This window comes from Desulfuromonas sp. CSMB_57 (assembly GCF_020194955.2).
GTDB lineage: Bacteria > Desulfobacterota > Desulfuromonadia > Desulfuromonadales > Syntrophotaleaceae > JAFCIY02.
The window spans coordinates 105,081-121,434 of record NZ_JAFCIY020000031.1 but is presented as its reverse complement, the minus strand read 5'-3'; the positions used below and the strand labels follow the sequence as shown (position 1 = coordinate 121,434).

The 16,354-nt window shown below is 61.2% G+C and carries 15 protein-coding genes; all 15 read left to right on the top strand.

Annotated elements, in window-relative coordinates:
• The first annotated feature begins 242 nt into the window (after positions 1-242).
• Entirely contained in the window at positions 243-2,714 is a 2,472-nt protein-coding gene (locus JQN68_RS10145; RefSeq protein ID WP_225072191.1) for an ATP-binding protein, read from the top strand.
• Positions 2,711-4,927, top strand: a complete 2,217-nt coding sequence (locus JQN68_RS10140) for an LVIVD repeat-containing protein (protein ID WP_225072192.1) — start codon at positions 2,711-2,713, stop codon at positions 4,925-4,927. The genes JQN68_RS10145 and JQN68_RS10140 overlap by 4 nt, the downstream gene beginning before the upstream one ends.
• Before the next feature lie 269 nt (positions 4,928-5,196).
• Positions 5,197-5,955 (top strand): 3-deoxy-manno-octulosonate cytidylyltransferase, encoded by a 759-nt coding sequence (gene kdsB, locus JQN68_RS10135; RefSeq protein ID WP_249621165.1) that lies wholly within the window; start codon positions 5,197-5,199, stop codon positions 5,953-5,955.
• 118 nt (positions 5,956-6,073) lie between these two features.
• Positions 6,074-7,678, top strand: a complete 1,605-nt coding sequence (gene pyrG / locus JQN68_RS10130) for a CTP synthase (protein ID WP_225072194.1) — start codon at positions 6,074-6,076, stop codon at positions 7,676-7,678.
• Between the two features lies 1 nt (position 7,679).
• Positions 7,680-8,516: a 3-deoxy-8-phosphooctulonate synthase gene (gene kdsA / locus JQN68_RS10125; RefSeq protein WP_225072195.1), complete on the top strand. Its 837-nt coding sequence runs from the start codon at positions 7,680-7,682 to the stop codon at positions 8,514-8,516.
• 2 nt (positions 8,517-8,518) lie between these two features.
• Positions 8,519-9,481: a KpsF/GutQ family sugar-phosphate isomerase gene (locus JQN68_RS10120; protein ID WP_225072261.1), complete on the top strand. Its 963-nt coding sequence runs from the start codon at positions 8,519-8,521 to the stop codon at positions 9,479-9,481.
• The gene (locus JQN68_RS10115; RefSeq protein ID WP_225072196.1) at positions 9,481-10,011 is read left to right on the top strand and encodes a KdsC family phosphatase; all 531 of its coding nucleotides are present in this window, start codon (positions 9,481-9,483) and stop codon (positions 10,009-10,011) included. Before JQN68_RS10120 ends, JQN68_RS10115 begins: the two co-directional genes overlap by 1 nt.
• 101 nt (positions 10,012-10,112) lie before the next feature.
• Positions 10,113-10,655 carry an LPS export ABC transporter periplasmic protein LptC gene (gene lptC, locus JQN68_RS10110; protein ID WP_249621164.1) on the top strand — a complete coding sequence of 181 codons (543 nt, stop codon included), beginning with the start codon at positions 10,113-10,115 and terminating at the stop codon, positions 10,653-10,655.
• 4 nt (positions 10,656-10,659) lie between these two features.
• Positions 10,660-11,157 carry a lipopolysaccharide transport periplasmic protein LptA gene (gene lptA, locus JQN68_RS10105; RefSeq protein WP_225072197.1) on the top strand — a complete coding sequence of 166 codons (498 nt, stop codon included), beginning with the start codon at positions 10,660-10,662 and terminating at the stop codon, positions 11,155-11,157.
• Entirely contained in the window at positions 11,157-11,882 is a 726-nt protein-coding gene (gene lptB / locus JQN68_RS10100; protein ID WP_225072198.1) for an LPS export ABC transporter ATP-binding protein, read from the top strand. Before lptA ends, lptB begins: the two co-directional genes overlap by 1 nt.
• Before the next feature lie 212 nt (positions 11,883-12,094).
• Positions 12,095-13,543, top strand: coding sequence for an RNA polymerase factor sigma-54 (gene rpoN / locus JQN68_RS10095; protein ID WP_225072199.1), 1,449 nt, complete (start codon positions 12,095-12,097; stop codon positions 13,541-13,543).
• Positions 13,544-13,626: 83 nt separating this feature from the next.
• A complete protein-coding gene (hpf, locus tag JQN68_RS10090) occupies positions 13,627-14,175 on the top strand; it encodes a ribosome hibernation-promoting factor, HPF/YfiA family (protein WP_225072200.1) in 549 nt (182 codons plus the stop codon).
• A gap of 89 nt (positions 14,176-14,264) precedes the next feature.
• Positions 14,265-14,726, top strand: coding sequence for a PTS sugar transporter subunit IIA (locus JQN68_RS10085; RefSeq protein ID WP_225072201.1), 462 nt, complete (start codon positions 14,265-14,267; stop codon positions 14,724-14,726).
• Between the two features lie 278 nt (positions 14,727-15,004).
• Positions 15,005-15,871 (top strand): RNase adapter RapZ, encoded by an 867-nt coding sequence (rapZ, locus tag JQN68_RS10080; RefSeq protein WP_225072202.1) that lies wholly within the window; start codon positions 15,005-15,007, stop codon positions 15,869-15,871.
• Between the two features lie 5 nt (positions 15,872-15,876).
• Positions 15,877-16,284: a PTS sugar transporter subunit IIA gene (locus JQN68_RS10075; protein WP_225072203.1), complete on the top strand. Its 408-nt coding sequence runs from the start codon at positions 15,877-15,879 to the stop codon at positions 16,282-16,284.
• Positions 16,285-16,354 lie beyond the last annotated feature (70 nt).

Genomic DNA, 16,354 nt, shown 5'->3' with positions numbered 1-16,354 from the left:
CGGGTCTTGCCGGGTGACGACATGCCGCCTGCGAAGCGGGTTTGAAAAGAACTTTCCCTGTTTGGCGTTCTCTGCTAATCTGACCCCTGCTGTTTTGACAACGGCCAGCCAGGGCCTGCACCGGGAATTTTTCTGGACCCTCATCCGGACAGTCAGGTCGGGAACTCCGCGGTCGCTTCCTTTCTGTGTTCAACCGGATGCCCGGACCGACAACACCCTGTCCGCGGCCGGAGATTCTCGCGATGTCCGGGTTTGCAGCGGCGACTCTCAAAACCAGACTGACCGGCATCATCATGCTGACCTGTGCCGTGGTTCTGCTGTTGTCGGCCGCGGCCTTTGTCGTCACCCAGATCCATTCCTTCCGACGCAACATGGTCAGTCAGAGCTATTCCCTGGCCGACATCGTCGCGGCCAACTGTGCCGTAGCCCTCAGTTTGCGGGATCGGAGCCTGGCCGAGCAGACCCTGAGTTCTCTGATCTCCGAGCCCCATGTCCAGTTCGCATTTCTTTTTGACCGCAACAACCGGCTTTTCGCCCAGTATGTCCGCCCCTCGGCCGGGCAGGCCGCCAGCGGCCAATGGCGCATGCAGGTCGGAGTGGAACAATACCGCCAACTGGCCCGGGGCATGACCGAAGGCCAGCGCCTGCATCTGTTGCGCCCCAACCAGTTGAGCGTCGTCGTGCCGACCAAGGTCGGCGGCAAGCAGACCGGCATGGTCTACCTGCAGTTCGACCTGGGGGCTTTTTATCAGTGGCTGCGGTTTTTTGCCGCCAGCGCCCTGGGGGTGCTGGTTCTCTCCTGGCTGCTCGGCTATCTGCTGGCGCGCCATCTGCAGCACCAGATTTCCCGCCCGATTCTGGCCCTGGCCCGCAAAATGCGACAGGTCTCGGAAAATGAAGATTTTTCCGTGCGCGCCGTCAAAGACACCCACGATGAAGTCGGAACCCTGATCGACGGTTTCAACCACATGCTGGACCAGTTGGCAAGTCGCGACCGGCAGCTCGAGCGGTACCGTTTTCATCTGGAAGAGCAGGTCATGCGGCGGACCCGGGAACTGGTCGCCACCAACGAACAACTTCAGGCCACCATTCGGCAGTTGGCGGAGGCCCGCAGCCGGGCGGAGCTTGCCAGCCAGGCCAAATCCCGCTTTCTTGCCAACATGAGCCATGAAATCCGCACCCCCATGATCGGCATCATGGGGACCGCTGAACTGCTGCAGAAATCATCCCTGGACCGCGAGCAGCGGGACCTGATCGATATGCTGTACGGCTCCAGCGAGTCGCTGCTGACCATCCTCAACGACATCCTCGATTTTTCCAAAATCGAGGCCGGGCGCCTGCAACTGGAAGACGTGCCTTACGAGTTGGTCGATGTACTGGAAGAGCCGGTCCGCCTGTTGGGGCCCATCGCCGTGGACAAGGGACTGGAACTGATCTGCAGCATTCTGCCGGGAACTCCTTTGGATCTGCAGGGCGACCCCGGGCGCATTCGTCAGATTATTTTCAACCTGCTGGGCAACGCCATCAAATTTACCGCGCGTGGCGAGGTGCTCCTGAGGGCGAGTTGCGAACAGCAGGAAGGCGTCCCGGCAGTGCTGCTGCTGGAGGTGCGGGATACGGGCATCGGCATCAGTCCGGAAGTGCAGGAGCGCATTTTCGATTCCTTCAGCCAGGCCGACGACTCCACCACGCGACTGTTCGGCGGTACCGGGCTGGGGCTGGCCATCGTCCGCCAACTGGTGAGCATGATGGATGGGAGCATTCATCTCGAAAGCGGACCGGGGCAGGGCAGCCTGTTTCGCTGCCGGTTGCCCCTGAACAGTCGCAGTGAGCGGCGCTGGCCGGTAACGATGGCCGGCGTGTCGCCCGGCCGGCGCATTCTGGTGACTGCCGCCAATGAGACGGTCCGGCACATGTTGCGGGAACAGCTCACCGACCTGGGCCTGATGGTCGAGGCCGCGGCGGATGGGGCCGCCATGGCTTCGGCTTTACGACGGGCGCAGCAAACCGGGCAGCTTTTCGAGGTTCTGGTGGCGGACGCAGAGCTGGTTGCAGCCGACTGCGGCGGCGTACTCCCGGCCGCAACCGCCGAACTGTTGCCGAGCCGGGTTCTTTGGCTGGCTCGCCGCAACCATTGGCCGCTGGATGAAGGGCGCCGTGTCAGGGATGCGATTCTGTTCAAACCCCTATGCTCCAAGTCATTGGTGGAGGCCCTTGCGGACCTGCTGGAGAAAACCAACGGTGGTTTCGACCGGCTGCCGGCGGCTATGCTCCGGGACCGGTCCGGATTGCCCTCCGAAGGGAAAAAAAAGGTTCTCCTGGCCGAGGATGCACCGACCACTCAACGGCTCATTCAACTCAGCCTGGCCGGTCGCGACTGCGAAGTGGTCGTGGTCGACAACGGCCAAGAGGCCTTGGATCGGATACACCAGGAGGCCTTCGATCTGGTGCTCATGGACTGCCTGATGCCGATCATGGATGGTTTTCAAGCGGCTGCGGCGATTCGAAAAGCCGGCTTCAAGGTACCCATCATTGCCTTAACGGCCCATTCCCTGCCGGAAATTCTGGCTTCCTGCCGCGACGCCGGCATGGATGATCATCTGCAAAAGCCCTTTCGGCATCAGCAACTGCACGCCCTGGTCGATCGCTGGCTGCAGGTTGGGGATGGGCATCCGGTGGCCTGGGGCGGCCAGGATCGAGTGGAGACCTTATGAGGCGGAAAGTCAATCGGCTGCACATCCTCATCGGCGTGTGCCTGGCCGCCTACCTGGTGCTGCTGGCATTTTTGCTGCGCAGCATGGTAGCCGAGCCGCCGGCGGCGACGGGATTCGTCGTGGCCCAAGCCAGCCTGGCCCGGGATGAACGCAGGGCTGTTTTGCAGTTGGACGGGCAGGGTTTTTCCACTTCGGCTCAGGCCCATATCAATTTGGATCTGGGCAACCGTTGGGCCGTGTTGGGTTATTTACCCGGCTGGGGAAATGTCAATGGGGTGGCGGTGCAGGGCCACCTGGCTTTTCTCGCCAACTCCGGTCGGGGCATGCAGGTGGTCGATATTCGCGAACCCCGACGTCCGCTTCTGCTCGGGACCGCCGTCACGCCCGGCCGCGCCTGGAGCCTGGCCGTAGCCGACCAGCAGGTGCTGGTGGCGGATGATCTTCAGGGGCTGCAAATCATCGCCGTCGACGATCCGGCCAATCCCCGTTTGCACACCCATGTCGCCACGGCCGGTCCTGCCTACGACGTGGCCGTGGCGGGCGATCTGGCTTATGTCGCCGCTGGTCAGGGCGGCATGCAGATCATTGCCTGGCGTAATGCCGCACCCAGAGTGGTAGGAACCTATGCCGGCGGCGGCGTGATCAAGGCGGTGCGTGTTGCCAACGGTCTGGCCTACCTGGCCGACGAGAAGCAGGGCCTGCTGATCCTTGATGTTCGCCGGCCGGACCGGCCCGTACTGCTGGCCAAGATCCGAACGCAGGGTACCGCCACCCACGTGCTGCTGCACGGTTCTTTGGCCTATGTGGCCGGCGGTGCCGGGGGGGTCCAGGTAGTGGACATCGGCGAACCCTCCCGACCCCGCATCATCCGGACGCTGCCGACGCCCGGTCGGGCCCGTTTCTTGGCCATGGAAAAGAATCTGTTGTTGGTGGCGGCGGAAATCTGCGGATTGCAGGTTTTCGACCTGCGGGATACCACGAATCCCCAGTGGCTGGGCACCATCGATACCCGGGGCAGGTCCTGGCAGGTGGCCGTCGCCGACGGCAAGGCCTACGTCGCCGATGGCGGTACCGGGCTGAAGGTCATGGATATTTCCCGGCCCCAGGCCCTGGTCCGGCCGGAATGGATGGCCATTCCCGGCTATTCTCAGGGGCTCGCGGTGACCGACCGGATGATCTATGTGGCGGCCGGCCCCGGTGGACTACAGGTCGTCAGCCACCGCAACGGCGCTGGTCTGCGGCGGGTGGCGGCCTTGCCGACGCCGGGGAGAGCGTGGGATCTGGTGATGACGGAGGGCTATCTGTACCTGGCGGACGGGCCGGGCGGAGTGCAGGTTTTTGCCCTGGATGGAGCGGGCCTGCCATCCCCGGCCGGCCAGGTTCCCCTCATCGGCGATGCGCGCAGTCTGGTATGGGACGGCCGGTTGATATATGTGGCGGCGCTTCAGGGCGGCTTGCAAATCATCGAGCCGGCCACGGCACAGCGCCCGGCCCGACTGTTGGGGGCGCTGGCCACCGCCGCCAGTGCCATTGACCTGGTGGTGGTGGACGGGTTCGCCTACCTGGCCTGCGGTCGGGGGGGCGTGGCCATTGTCGATGTGCGCAAGCCGGATCGGCCCCAACCCGTCGGCATGGTCGAATTTCCCGACTACCTGGCGCCCTTTGTGGCTCCCATGGCGCTGGCCGCGGCGGACGGTCGGCTGTTCGTGGCCAGCGGGCGGGGCGGATTTCAGGTGTTTTCCCTGCAGGATCCCGTCAAGCCGCAACTGGTCGGCGCTTTGAGCATGCTGGGCAATGTTACCGATGTCCTGATTCGCGATGCAAAGGCTTTCGTCGTCGACACGGAAAACGGTCTGCAGATGGTGGATTGCGGCGATCTGTCCCAGTTGCGGCTGGTCGGCGCGTTGGGCGCCGCTACCAAGAGTAACGGTCTGGTGGTGCGGGGCGATCGATTGTTTTTCAGTGGCGGAACCTCCGGCATCATGACTGCGCCCATGCCTGTACCTCTGCAGGCCGCCCGTGGGGAAGGTCAGCATCGGCTGAGATTGCCCCTGCCGCCCCTGCCACAAAAGGGCTATTACAATTTCTACCTGGCGGATGGCCCGAAGAGCCTGGAACTGCCCGGCCTGTTGTACTTTGACGGCAAGCGCCTGTCGGTGCCGCCGTCGTGGTCGCAAGCCCCCATGGCAACCCTGCCGGAAGCCGGCCGCTAGCATGGGGGCTCTTTCGCTTTAGCCCGGCCCGCGGCAGTCGCCTTTCTGTCAGCAATGTTTCTCCCGTCAACCTTGACAAGCTGTTGGGGTTTTTCTACCCTAGCCGGATTGTTTTTCCATGCCGCGGCTGCAACCGTCCATGGTGAGCCATGTCGTCCGGTCTGATAAACCCCGGCCGATAAGTCGCGGAGGCTGGGCCCGAAGCCGGAATAAACCGTCTCGGCAGCCTGTCCGTAGGATTACATCGGCTTGCAGAGGATCCTTTTGCCATGCACGTTACCGCCATCATTCCGGCCCGATTCGCTTCCACCCGTCTGCCGGGCAAACCGCTGCTCGATATTCTCGGCAAGCCCATGATTCAGAGGGTGTATGAACGCACCGCCCTGGCCGCCTGCATCCAGCGGGTGATTGTCGCCACCGATGATGAGCGCATCGCCCGGGCCGTCAGGGATTTCGGCGGTGAAGTTTGCCTGACTCGACCCGATCATGCCACCGGGACCGATCGGCTGGCCGAGGTGGCCCGGGGCCTGGACTGCCCCATCGTGGTCAATGTCCAGGGGGATGAGCCCCTTATCGATCCGCGCATGATCGACGCCGCCGTGACGCCCATGCTGGAAGACCCGGCCATCGCCATGGCGACCCTCAAGGCACCGCTGGAAACCTGGGCGGAATTCGAGGACGTCAATGTCGTCAAGGTGGTCACCGACCGGGAAGGGTTTGCCCTCTATTTTTCCCGGGCGCCCATCCCCTGGCCCCGCGACCGGCAGCATTTGCCGGCCGGGGTCACCCCGTCGGAGCTGGGGATGTTCCGCCATGTCGGGTTGTATGTCTATCGCCGCGATTTTTTGCTGCGCTTTGCCGAACTGCCGACCACGGACCTGGAACGGCTGGAACAGCTGGAACAATTGCGGGCCTTGGAGCACGGCCATCGAATCCGGGTGGTTCCCACCGGGTTGCGCAGCCTGGGGGTCGATACGGCGGAGGACCTGGAACGGGTCCGGGCACTGCTGGCCGCCGCTGTCGAATGAATCAGGCCGGCCATGGATTTTGAGCTTTAAATCGCCTCTTTTTGCGTGTAGAATTCCGCTTTTGATTTTCGCTTTTCTTTATGTGGCTCGGAATCACCGCGCCGCTGGAGGACCTATTATGAAAACCAAGTTTCTGTTCATCACCGGCGGAGTGGTATCGTCCCTCGGCAAAGGTCTGGCGGCGGCATCCATCGGCGCCCTCATGGAGGCGCGCGGATTGCGGGTCTCCATGCAGAAGATGGACCCCTACATCAATGTCGATCCCGGCACCATGAGTCCCTTTCAGCATGGTGAGGTGTTCGTGACCGACGACGGCGCGGAAACGGACCTCGACCTGGGCCATTATGAGCGCTACACATCGGCCAAGCTCAGCCAGAAGTCCAACTTCACCACCGGGCAGGTTTACGATTCGGTCATCCGCAAGGAACGGCGCGGGGACTATCTGGGCGGTACGGTGCAGGTCATTCCCCACATCACCAACGAGATCAAGGGCAAGATCCTGGACAACTCCAAGGGGGTCGACATCGCCATCGTCGAGGTCGGCGGCACCGTCGGGGATATCGAATCCCTGCCCTTTCTGGAGGCCATCCGCCAGTTTCGGGTCGACCGCGGGGCCGAGAACGTCCTCTATATCCATCTGACCCTGGTGCCCTATATCCCCACCGCCGGGGAACTGAAAACCAAACCGACCCAGCATAGTGTCAAGGAACTGCGGGAAATCGGCATTCAGCCGGATATTCTGCTGTGCCGCTGCGACCGCGAGATTCCCCGCGACATGAAGGCCAAAATCGCCCTGTTCTGCAATGTCGGCGAAGAGGCCGTCATCACCGCCCGCGACGTGCCCTGCATCTACGAAGTGCCCATCGCTTTCCACGAGCAGGGCCTGGACGAACGGATTATCGATTATCTCAATATCTGGACCAAGACTCCGGACCTGTCGGCCTGGGAGCGCATCGTCAAGCGCTTCAAGGAACCGGCCTCGGAAACCACCATTGCCATCGTCGGCAAGTATGTGGAACTGACGGAAAGCTACAAGTCCCTGTCGGAGGCCCTGATCCATGGCGGTATCGGCAATGACTGTCGGGTCAATCTGATCTATGTCGATTCCGAGGCCCTGGAACGGCATGGCATCGGCGACGACTTTGACCAGGTCGACGGCATTCTGGTGCCGGGCGGGTTCGGCCAGCGGGGCAGCGAAGGCAAGATTGCGGCCATCCGATATGCCCGCGAAAAAGGGATTCCGTTTTTCGGCATCTGTCTCGGCATGCAGATGGCGGTGGTCGAATACGCCCGCAACGTCTGCGGCATCGAGGATGCCTTTTCCGCTGAATTCAAGGAAAATGCCGCCAATCCGGTGATCCACATCATGGAGCACCAACGCAAGGTGACCCGCAAGGGGGGCACCATGCGGCTTGGCGCCTATCCCTGCGCCCTCCTCGAGGGGACCCTGGCCCGGCGCATCTACGGCCAGCAGTTCATCGGCGAACGCCACCGGCATCGCTACGAGTTCAACAACGCCTATCGTCAGGTCCTGGAGCAGGGCGGCCTGGTGGTTTCCGGCGTCTATCAGGATGCGGACCTGGTGGAAGTGGTCGAACTTGCGGACCATCCCTGGTTCCTCGGCTGCCAGTTCCATCCCGAATTCCGCTCCCGGCCCATGGAGCCCCATCCTTTGTTCGAATCCTTTGTCGGGGCCTGTCTGAAAAATCGCGCGGAGGCCTGACATGCTCCGTGAGGTACATGTCGGCGAGGTGGTTTTCGGCGGGGGACGGCCCCTGGCGCTGATTGCCGGTCCCTGTGTCATGGAGGACGAAGCCTCGACCCTGGCCATCGCCCGTCGGTTGCGGGAGTTGGGCCAGGCGACGGGCGTCGGAGTGGTCTTCAAAGCCTCCTTCGACAAGGCCAATCGAACTTCCGTGGAGGCCTATCGGGGTCCCGGCCTGCAGGAGGGTTTGCGGATTCTCGGCCGCGTCAAGGCCGAGTTCGGTCTGCCGCTGCTGACCGATATCCACGAAACCTCCCAGGTCGATCCCGCTGCCGAGATTGTCGATATCCTTCAGATTCCCGCATTTCTGTGCCGCCAGACGGATCTGCTGGTGGCGGCCGGCCGGAGCGGTCGCGTGGTCAATGTCAAGAAAGGCCAGTTTCTGGCACCCTGGGACATGGCCCATGCGGTCAACAAGATTGCGACTACGGGCAATCGGGAGGTGCTGTTGACGGAACGCGGCACCACCTTCGGCTACAACAATCTGGTGGTCGACATGCGCGCACCGGTGATCATGCGCGAGTTGGGCTGTCCGGTGATCTTCGATGCCACCCATGCCGTGCAACTGCCGGGCGGCGCCGGAGATTCCTCCGGCGGTCAGCGGCAGTATGTGGCCGCCCTGTCCCGGGCGGCGGTGGCAACGGGTATCGACGGCCTGTTCTGGGAAGTGCATCCCTGTCCGGACCAGGCCCGCTGCGATGGGCCCAATTCCCTGCCGTTGTCCGAGTTGCCGGCCATGCTGGAGGAGATCCGGGCCATCGATGCCCTGGTCAAGAGAAGGGCAAAAGTGTGTTGAAAATGATTGAAAATGCCAAGCAGGTGCTGCGCATCGAAGCGGCTGCCCTGCAGGCCATGGCGGAGCGCATCGACGAAAATTTCTGCCAGGCGGTCACCAAGATTCTGGCCTGCCAGGGCCGGGTGGTGGTCAGCGGCATGGGCAAAAGCGGTCTGATCTGCCAGAAAATCGCGGCGACCATGGCTTCAACCGGGACCCCGGCCTTCTTTCTTCATCCTGCCGAAGGCATCCACGGCGATCTCGGCATGTTGATGAAGGGCGATGTGCTCATCGCCGTTTCCAACTCCGGAGAAACCGAGGAAATCATCCGCATCCTGCCGGTGATCAAGCGCATGGGCCTGCCGTTGATCGCCATGACCGGCAAGCCGCACAGCGCCCTGGCCCGGTCGGCCGACGTGTTGCTGGATATCGGCGTGACCGAGGAGGCCTGTCCCCTGGGGCTGGCACCCACCGCCAGCACCACGGCGACTCTCGCCATGGGCGATGCCCTGGCGGTGGCCCTGCTGCTGGAGCGGGGCTTCCGCGAGGAGGATTTCGCCCTGTTTCATCCCGGAGGCGCCCTCGGCAAGCGCCTGCTGCTGCGTGTCGAAGACCTCATGCATTGCGGCGAGGAGGTGCCCATGGCCCATCTGGGCACGCCCCTCAAGGAGGCGCTGTTCGAGATTACCAGCAAGAAACTCGGCATTACCGGGGTCGGTAACGACCGGGGTGAACTGGTTGGTGTCTTTACCGATGGTGATCTGCGGCGTACCATCGAAAAGGGTTTCGACGCCCTGGCCCGTCCCATCGGCGAGATCATGACCCGCTGCCCCAAGCGCATTCTGCGCTCGGCTCTGGCCGCCGAGGCGGTGCAGGTCATGGAGGAGCACGCCATTACCTCGTTGTTCGTATTCGATGCCGAGGACCGGGATGTGCCGGTGGGCATCATTCATCTGCATGATCTGCTCAAGGCGGGAGTGGTCTGATGTCGGTGGTCCTGGAAAAGGTATGTCTGCTGCTGTTGGACGTGGACGGGGTTTTGACCGACGGTCGCATCACCTATGATGACCAGGGACGCGAAACCAAAAGCTTTGATGTCAAAGACGGTCACGGCATCAAGCTGTTGATGCGGGCCGGTCTCCAGGTCGGCATCATTACCGGGCGCCGTTCGCCGATTGTCGCCCATCGCGCCCAGGAACTGGGTATCGGCATGGTTTACCAGGGAGCGCTGGACAAACGCGTGCCCTATGAGGCGATTCTGGCTGAACAGGGGTTGACGGATGAGCAGGTGGCCTATGTCGGCGACGATCTCATCGACCTGCCTATTCTTCGTCGGGTAGGGTTTTCCGCCGCCGTGGCGGATGCGGTGGATGAAGTCAAGGCGGCGGTGCATTATGTGGCCCGGCGGCGCGGCGGTCGCGGCGCGGTTCGGGAAATCTGCGATCACATTCTCAAGGGCAGTGGTCGCTGGCCGGCGGTCACGGCGCGCTACGGATTGGAATGGCGGCAGTCCTGAATCAAAAGCCATGCCAACTGTCTGTGTAACGCCTTTACTCCTTGCCACGATGGTGATATACTCCCGCTACTATGTTGCCGAAGTTAACTGCCCGAAATTTATTGCTAATTGCCATGCTGCTGCTGGTCACGGGGCTGCTGGTGCCCATCTTGGGACGACAGCGGGAACCCGTGTCTAAAAAATCGGGAGATACCCTGCCCCCGGATGTTGATCTGGCGCTGAAAACCATCAATTATACCGAGACCCGAGATGGTCGCCGCCACTGGTCATTGAAGGCCGATTCCGCGGAATTCGATTCCACGCGCCAGGCCAGTACCATCAAGAATGTGCACATGGTTTTTTTTGACCGCCAGGGCGAAGAACAGGTGGTGCTGACCGCGGACCAAGGTTCCTGGGCGACGGCTTCCGGGGAGGTGTCCGCCAGCGGCAATGTCGTCATCAAGGCAGGGGGGGAATATTCCCTGTTTACCGACCAACTGCAGTACAGCGAGGAACGTGGTCAGATTACCAGCGAACATCCGGTTCGCATGGTGGGCCGAGGGGTGGAAATGACCGGCCGCGGCCTGGTTTTTTCCGTTCAAAGCCGGACCCTGCAACTGCAGTCCGCGGTGAAGGCCACCATCACCAGTCGTCAGGACGGGTAACGCTATGAAACAGTTACGATTTGCTCTGCTGCTTGCCGCGCTGTGTCTGTTCGCCGGGAGCCCGACGGGGGCCTGGGCCCAACCGGCCGGCAAGGTCGTGGGTTCCGCACCCATCGAGATCACTTCCAGTCGCATGGAGGCCGACGGCAACCTGCGCCGGGTCAAGTTCATCGGCCAGGTCATTGCCCGCCAGGGCGAGATGACCATTCATGCCGAGGAACTGGTGGTTCACTATGAGTCGCAGGGGGGGCGCATCTCCACCGTGGAAGCACTGCGCCAGGTGCGAATCGTTAAGGGCGACAGGATTGCCACCGGCGGTCGGGCGGTCTATGATGTGGCCAAGGCGCAGGTGGTCCTGACCGGATCGCCGCGGGTTCAACAGGGGGCCAATTCCATCGCCGGTCAAGAGATTACGTTCTTTCTGGATAGCGAACGCAGCATCGTCAAAGGCGATTCCGGCAGCCGCGTCAAGGCCATTTTCCACTCCCAGGAGCAGCCCTAGTGGGACGTAAGCTGGTCGCCCGCAACCTGTGGAAGACCTACCGCGGCCGTCAGGTGGTACGGGGGGTTGATCTCGAACTGCAATCGGGACAGGTGGTGGGCCTCCTCGGTCCCAACGGCGCCGGCAAAACCACCTCCTTTTATATGGTGGTCGGCTTGATTCGGCCCGATATGGGCCGGGTTCTCCTGGATGACAGGGACTTGACCAACCTGCCCATGTATCGACGGGCCCGGGCCGGCATTTCCTATCTGCCCCAGGAGGCATCGGTCTTTCGGAAACTGACGGTGCAGGAGAACCTTCTGGCCATTCTTGAAACCGTTGTTGATCGTCGCGATGAGCAGTGTGAAAAGGCCGATGCTCTGGTGGAGGAATTCGGCTTGCGACACGTCGCCAAAACCCCCGGCTATGCCCTGTCGGGCGGCGAGCGGCGCCGCCTGGAGATTGCCCGGGCACTGGTTATAGAGCCGGATTTCATACTGTTGGACGAACCCTTTGCCGGCATCGATCCGCTGGCCGTCAACGATATCCAGAACATTATCGGGCGGTTGCGTTCCCAAGGTATCGGCGTGCTGATCTCCGATCACAATGTGCGGGAGACCCTCGGGGTCTGCGACGAGGCCTATATTCTCAGTGAAGGAGCGATTCTGTCTTTCGGCAAGCCGGCCCAGATCGCGGCCTGTCCGCAGGTTCGAAGCATTTATCTGGGGGAGAAGTTCCGGCTTTGAGTTCAGGTTCGGTGGCCGGGGGCAGCGGTCGCCTACCTGGTCGGCAGCGCGAGAAAAGCGGGCCTGCCTGAGTTTGGACGGCTGTCCTTTGGCGGGCCGTTGGGGTAGAATTTCAACATGAGGTTGCTTACCGGCAGGCTACCCCAAGGGATTGCGGGGGACCTTTCCGACAAACCGATGGTCATCGGCCAGCGGTTCTTCAGTGGAGTATCATGGCTTTAGAAATTCGTCAACAAATGAAACTCAGCCAACAGCTGGTCATGACGCCCCAGCTGCAACAGGCTATCAAGCTGCTACAGCTTTCCCGCATGGAACTGGAAGCCGTCGTGCGCCAGGAACTGGAAGAAAATCCGGTTCTGGAAGAAGGGCTTGACTCTCTCGACGAAAAGGATGACCCCAATGAGCGTGCCGAAGCCATGGAGGCTCCGGCACCCACCGAAGAGGTACAGGAGTTCAAGGGCGACAGCGAGGAACTCAGCCAGCTGGACTGGCAGGCTTATCTGGACGGCTACCATTCCGGCAGCACCACGGCCGATATCTACGAAGCGGATGAGGAGCGCCCCAGTTTCGAGAATCTGCTGACCAAGAAGCCCTCGCTGTCCGATCATCTGATGTGGCAGCTCAACCTTACCCGCATCGGCCCTGAAGAACGAGTCGCCGCTGCGGAAATCATCGGCAACCTGGATGAAGGCGGCTACCTGATTGCATCTCTGGAAGAGATCGGCCAGGCGGCGGGGATTTCGCCGGAGGTCGTCGAACGGGCTCTGGCTGTGGTTCAGGAGTTCGATCCGGCCGGGGTGGCGTCCCGGAACCTGCAGGAGTGTCTGCTGCGCCAGGTCGAGCAGTTGGGCATGGGCGAGTCCCTGGTGGGTGTGGTGCTCCGCGACCATATCGCCGATCTGGAAAATCGCCGCTATCCCGCCATTGCCAAAGCCCTCAACGTGTCCCTGGATGAAGTGCTGGGTGCCGGGCGCATCATCTCCGGTCTCGATCCCAGTCCCGGTCGGGCCTATTCGCAGGAAGAAGTTCAGTACATTACCCCAGATATCTTCGTTTACAAGGTTGGTGACGAATATATGGTGGTATTGAACGACGAGGGCTTGCCCACTCTGCGCATCAACTCGTTTTATCGCAATGCCCTGTCCGGCAGTACCCAGGTCGATGAAAAGGCCGGGGAATACATTCAGGAAAAAATGCGCGGCGCGGTCTGGCTCATCAAGAGCATCCACCAGCGGCAGCGGACCATTTATCGGGTAACCAAGAGCATTGTCAAATTTCAGAGGGATTTTTTCGAAAAGGGCATCGAATATCTTAAACCTCTTGTTCTACGCGATGTGGCGGAGGATATTGAGATGCATGAATCGACCGTCAGCCGGGTTACGACCAACAAGTACGTGCAAACCCCGCGGGGTCTTTTTGAACTGAAATACTTTTTCAACAGTGGTATCAATACCACGGTGGGCGATTCCATCGCTTCCGAAAGCGTCAAGAGCAAAATCAAGGAAATTATCGCGGCGGAAAATGCCAAGAAACCCTATTCCGACCAGAAGATTGTCAATATCCTCAAACAGCAGGGGATTGACATCGCCCGTCGAACCGTGACGAAATACCGCGAAATGCTCGGTATCCGCTCATCGACGGAGCGCAAGAGGCTGTTTTGATCCAGGGTCGGGAGCCGGGGCGCGCCCAGCGCCTCCGCAGGTGAGTCCTGCCCATTTACACCAGAAATTCCAGGAGGTATTTCATGCAAATTGCCGTAACGTTCAGACATATGGAAGCGAGCGAGCCGGTTCGGGCCTATGTTGAGGAGAAACTCGGGCGGGTCAAGAAGTATATCGATGAGCCGATCGATGCCCAGGCGGTGTTGGCGGTGGAAAAGAAGATCCGTCACAGTGCCGAAGTGACCCTGGTGGCCAAGGGTATCACCATCAAGGGCTCGGAAGAAACCAACGACATGTACGCCGCCATCGATGCCGTGGTCGACAAGATCGAGCGGCAGCTCAAACGTTACAAGGAAAAGATTAAAAACCATAAGCCCGACACCGGTCGTGCGCGCGTGGTGGCCAAGACCGTGCTGGCGGCGGAGAGCATCGATGAAGGAGCCAGCGAGCCGGTCATCATTCGCAGCCAGAGTTTCCCCGTCAAGCCCATGTCGGTGGAAGAAGCGGTCATGCAGATGGATTTGCTGAACAAGAATTTTCTGGTTTTCACCGATTCGTCCAGTGAAGAGATCCAGGTTGTCTATCGGCGCAAAGACGGCAATTACGGCCTGATTGTTCCGGAACGCCGTTAACCGGCAACTGCGAAAGTATTCCGCCATGCTGCCGGGCGATACCCTGGTGTCGCCCGGCAGGTCAACGGGCCGAGACAAGCGATAGGTTTATGAAGATTGTTGATTTGCTTGATTCCTCTGCAATTGTCGCCAACCTGTCAGCCACGGAGAAAAATGCCGTGCTGGCTGAACTGGCCGCCGCCGCGATCAAAGGGGAAAACAGTCTGGAGCAGGGCATGGTGGTTCAGGTCCTGCAGGAGCGGGAGCGCCTGGGCAGTACCGGCATCGGCGACGGGGTGGCCATTCCCCACGGCAAGTTGAAAAAGCTGGACCAGTTGCTGTTGTCCTTTGGCCGCAGCCCGAAGGGCGTCGATTTCGATTCCCTGGATGGCAAACCGGCGCAGCTGTTTTTTCTTCTGCTGGCTCCGGAGGAGGCGGTCGGAGTGCACCTCAAGACTCTGGCGCGAATTTCCAAGCTTCTGAAAAGCGCCGCGGTCAGGCAAAAACTGCTGACGGCGGATTCCGGAGAGGATATCTTCCGCATCATCAGCGAGGAGGAAGAACATATCTGAAGCACCGCTACGGTGTCCGACGGCGGCGGGTTTTCCGGAACGTCGGGAGCTTGGACCAAGGCCTGGCCGGACTGCCTCCGGCAGCATGCCGGCGAAATTGTGTTCAACCCGGTAGCGACGCACGGTTGTGCTCGACTGCCTCTGCAGCATGCCTTGCCAGGCCGGGTTTTGCCTGGCCCGGCGAGGCTTTTTTCTGGCTGATGCAAAGTTTTGCCCGGTTTTTCGCCCGCGGGTGAGGGGTTGCAGCGAAAAGCGTCTTTTGGGGTGGGAAAAATACCATGCAACAGGCGAGACTGGTCATCATTACCGGATTGTCCGGTTCAGGCAAGACAACAGCGGCCAGGGCCCTTGAAGACGAAGGGTTTTTTGTGGTCGATAATCTGCCGTTGGTGTTGCTGCCCGCGTTTCTGGAGCTGAATCCGCCCCTTGGTACGAGCAACTCCAATCTGGCCGTGGTTGTGGATGTCCGCAACCAGCAATATCTGCAGGATTGCCAGGAGGTTCTGAGTGGTATCAAGGCGGCCGGCCATCAGGTGGACATTTTTTTCTTTGATGCCAACGACGATGTCCTGTTGCGTCGTTACTCTGAAACCCGCCGTCGCCATCCCTTGCCGACCCGGCAGGGTGTGGCGGAAAGCATTCTGTGCGAACGCGAACTGCTCATCGGCCTGATGGCCATGGCGACGGCCATTATCGATACCTCCTGGATGACGCCGCATCAGTTGCGCGCCAAAACCCTGCAGTTGGTCTACGGCGACGAGGGCGGGCATCCCCTGGCGGTGCTGGTGCAGTCCTTCGGTTTTCGGTACGGAATTCCGCCCGGAGCCGATCTGGTCATGGATGTCCGCTTTCTGCCCAACCCGCACTTCATCCCGGAATTGCGTCCTTCCACGGGGTTGGCGCCGGCGGTGCGGGACTTTGTCCTGGAACAGGCGGCGACCCGGGATTTTCTCGATAAATTTCTCCCCTTGCTGGAGTTTCTCCTGCCCCACTACCGCCAGGAAGGGAAAAGCTATCTGACCATCGCCATCGGCTGTACCGGCGGCCGGCACCGCAGCGTGGCGATAGCCGAGCATCTGCGGGGCAGGATTCGCAGCCATGAACTGTCGGTGGAGGTGCTCCACCGGGATGTGGCCAAGGGATAACGAGGGTGATAGGTCTGGTTGTTGCCGCACATGCCGATCTGGCCGGCGAACTGCTTCGTACCGCCGAAATGATTATTGGCCCCCTGCCGCGGGTGGCGACCATCGGTATTTGTCGCGAGGACAGTCCGGAAGAGGTGCGCGCCCGTTTTGCCAAGGCCGTGGCCGAGGCCGGCCAGGATGGCCACGGCGTCCTGATTCTCACCGATATGTTCGGCGGTACTCCGTCCAATATCGGCTACGCCTTCCTGGAGCCGCAGCGTGTCGAGGTGCTGACCGGCGTCAACCTGGCCATGCTGCTGAAAGCCGCCAGTGAACGCAGTTCCCAATCCCTGGCGCAGCTGGCGGTGACGACCAAGGAGTACGGCCAGCAGAGCATCCTGCTGGCCAGTGAAATTCTGACCAGACTTTCCTGATCGCCGGCTCGGCGGCGCTCCGTTTCCGGATGGTTCCAGCCGGGATGCGGTGATGGGCCCGCAGGATGGG

Bases quoted from the DNA above. Each gene is read 5' to 3' on its own strand.
- lptA (WP_225072197.1), top strand. From the start codon at position 10,660: ATGAAACAGTTACGATTTGCTCTGCTGCTTGCCGCGCTGTGTCTGTTC.
- hpf (WP_225072200.1), top strand. From the start codon at position 13,627: ATGCAAATTGCCGTAACGTTCAGACATATGGAAGCGAGCGAGCCGGTT.
- JQN68_RS10145 (WP_225072191.1), top strand. From the start codon at position 243: ATGTCCGGGTTTGCAGCGGCGACTCTCAAAACCAGACTGACCGGCATC.
- JQN68_RS10085 (WP_225072201.1), top strand. From the start codon at position 14,265: ATGAAGATTGTTGATTTGCTTGATTCCTCTGCAATTGTCGCCAACCTG.
- rapZ (WP_225072202.1), top strand. From the start codon at position 15,005: ATGCAACAGGCGAGACTGGTCATCATTACCGGATTGTCCGGTTCAGGC.
- pyrG (WP_225072194.1), top strand. From the start codon at position 6,074: ATGAAAACCAAGTTTCTGTTCATCACCGGCGGAGTGGTATCGTCCCTC.
- kdsA (WP_225072195.1), top strand. From the start codon at position 7,680: ATGCTCCGTGAGGTACATGTCGGCGAGGTGGTTTTCGGCGGGGGACGG.
- kdsB (WP_249621165.1), top strand. From the start codon at position 5,197: ATGCACGTTACCGCCATCATTCCGGCCCGATTCGCTTCCACCCGTCTG.
- JQN68_RS10140 (WP_225072192.1), top strand. From the start codon at position 2,711: ATGAGGCGGAAAGTCAATCGGCTGCACATCCTCATCGGCGTGTGCCTG.
- JQN68_RS10120 (WP_225072261.1), top strand. From the start codon at position 8,519: ATGATTGAAAATGCCAAGCAGGTGCTGCGCATCGAAGCGGCTGCCCTG.
- rpoN (WP_225072199.1), top strand. From the start codon at position 12,095: ATGGCTTTAGAAATTCGTCAACAAATGAAACTCAGCCAACAGCTGGTC.
- JQN68_RS10115 (WP_225072196.1), top strand. From the start codon at position 9,481: ATGTCGGTGGTCCTGGAAAAGGTATGTCTGCTGCTGTTGGACGTGGAC.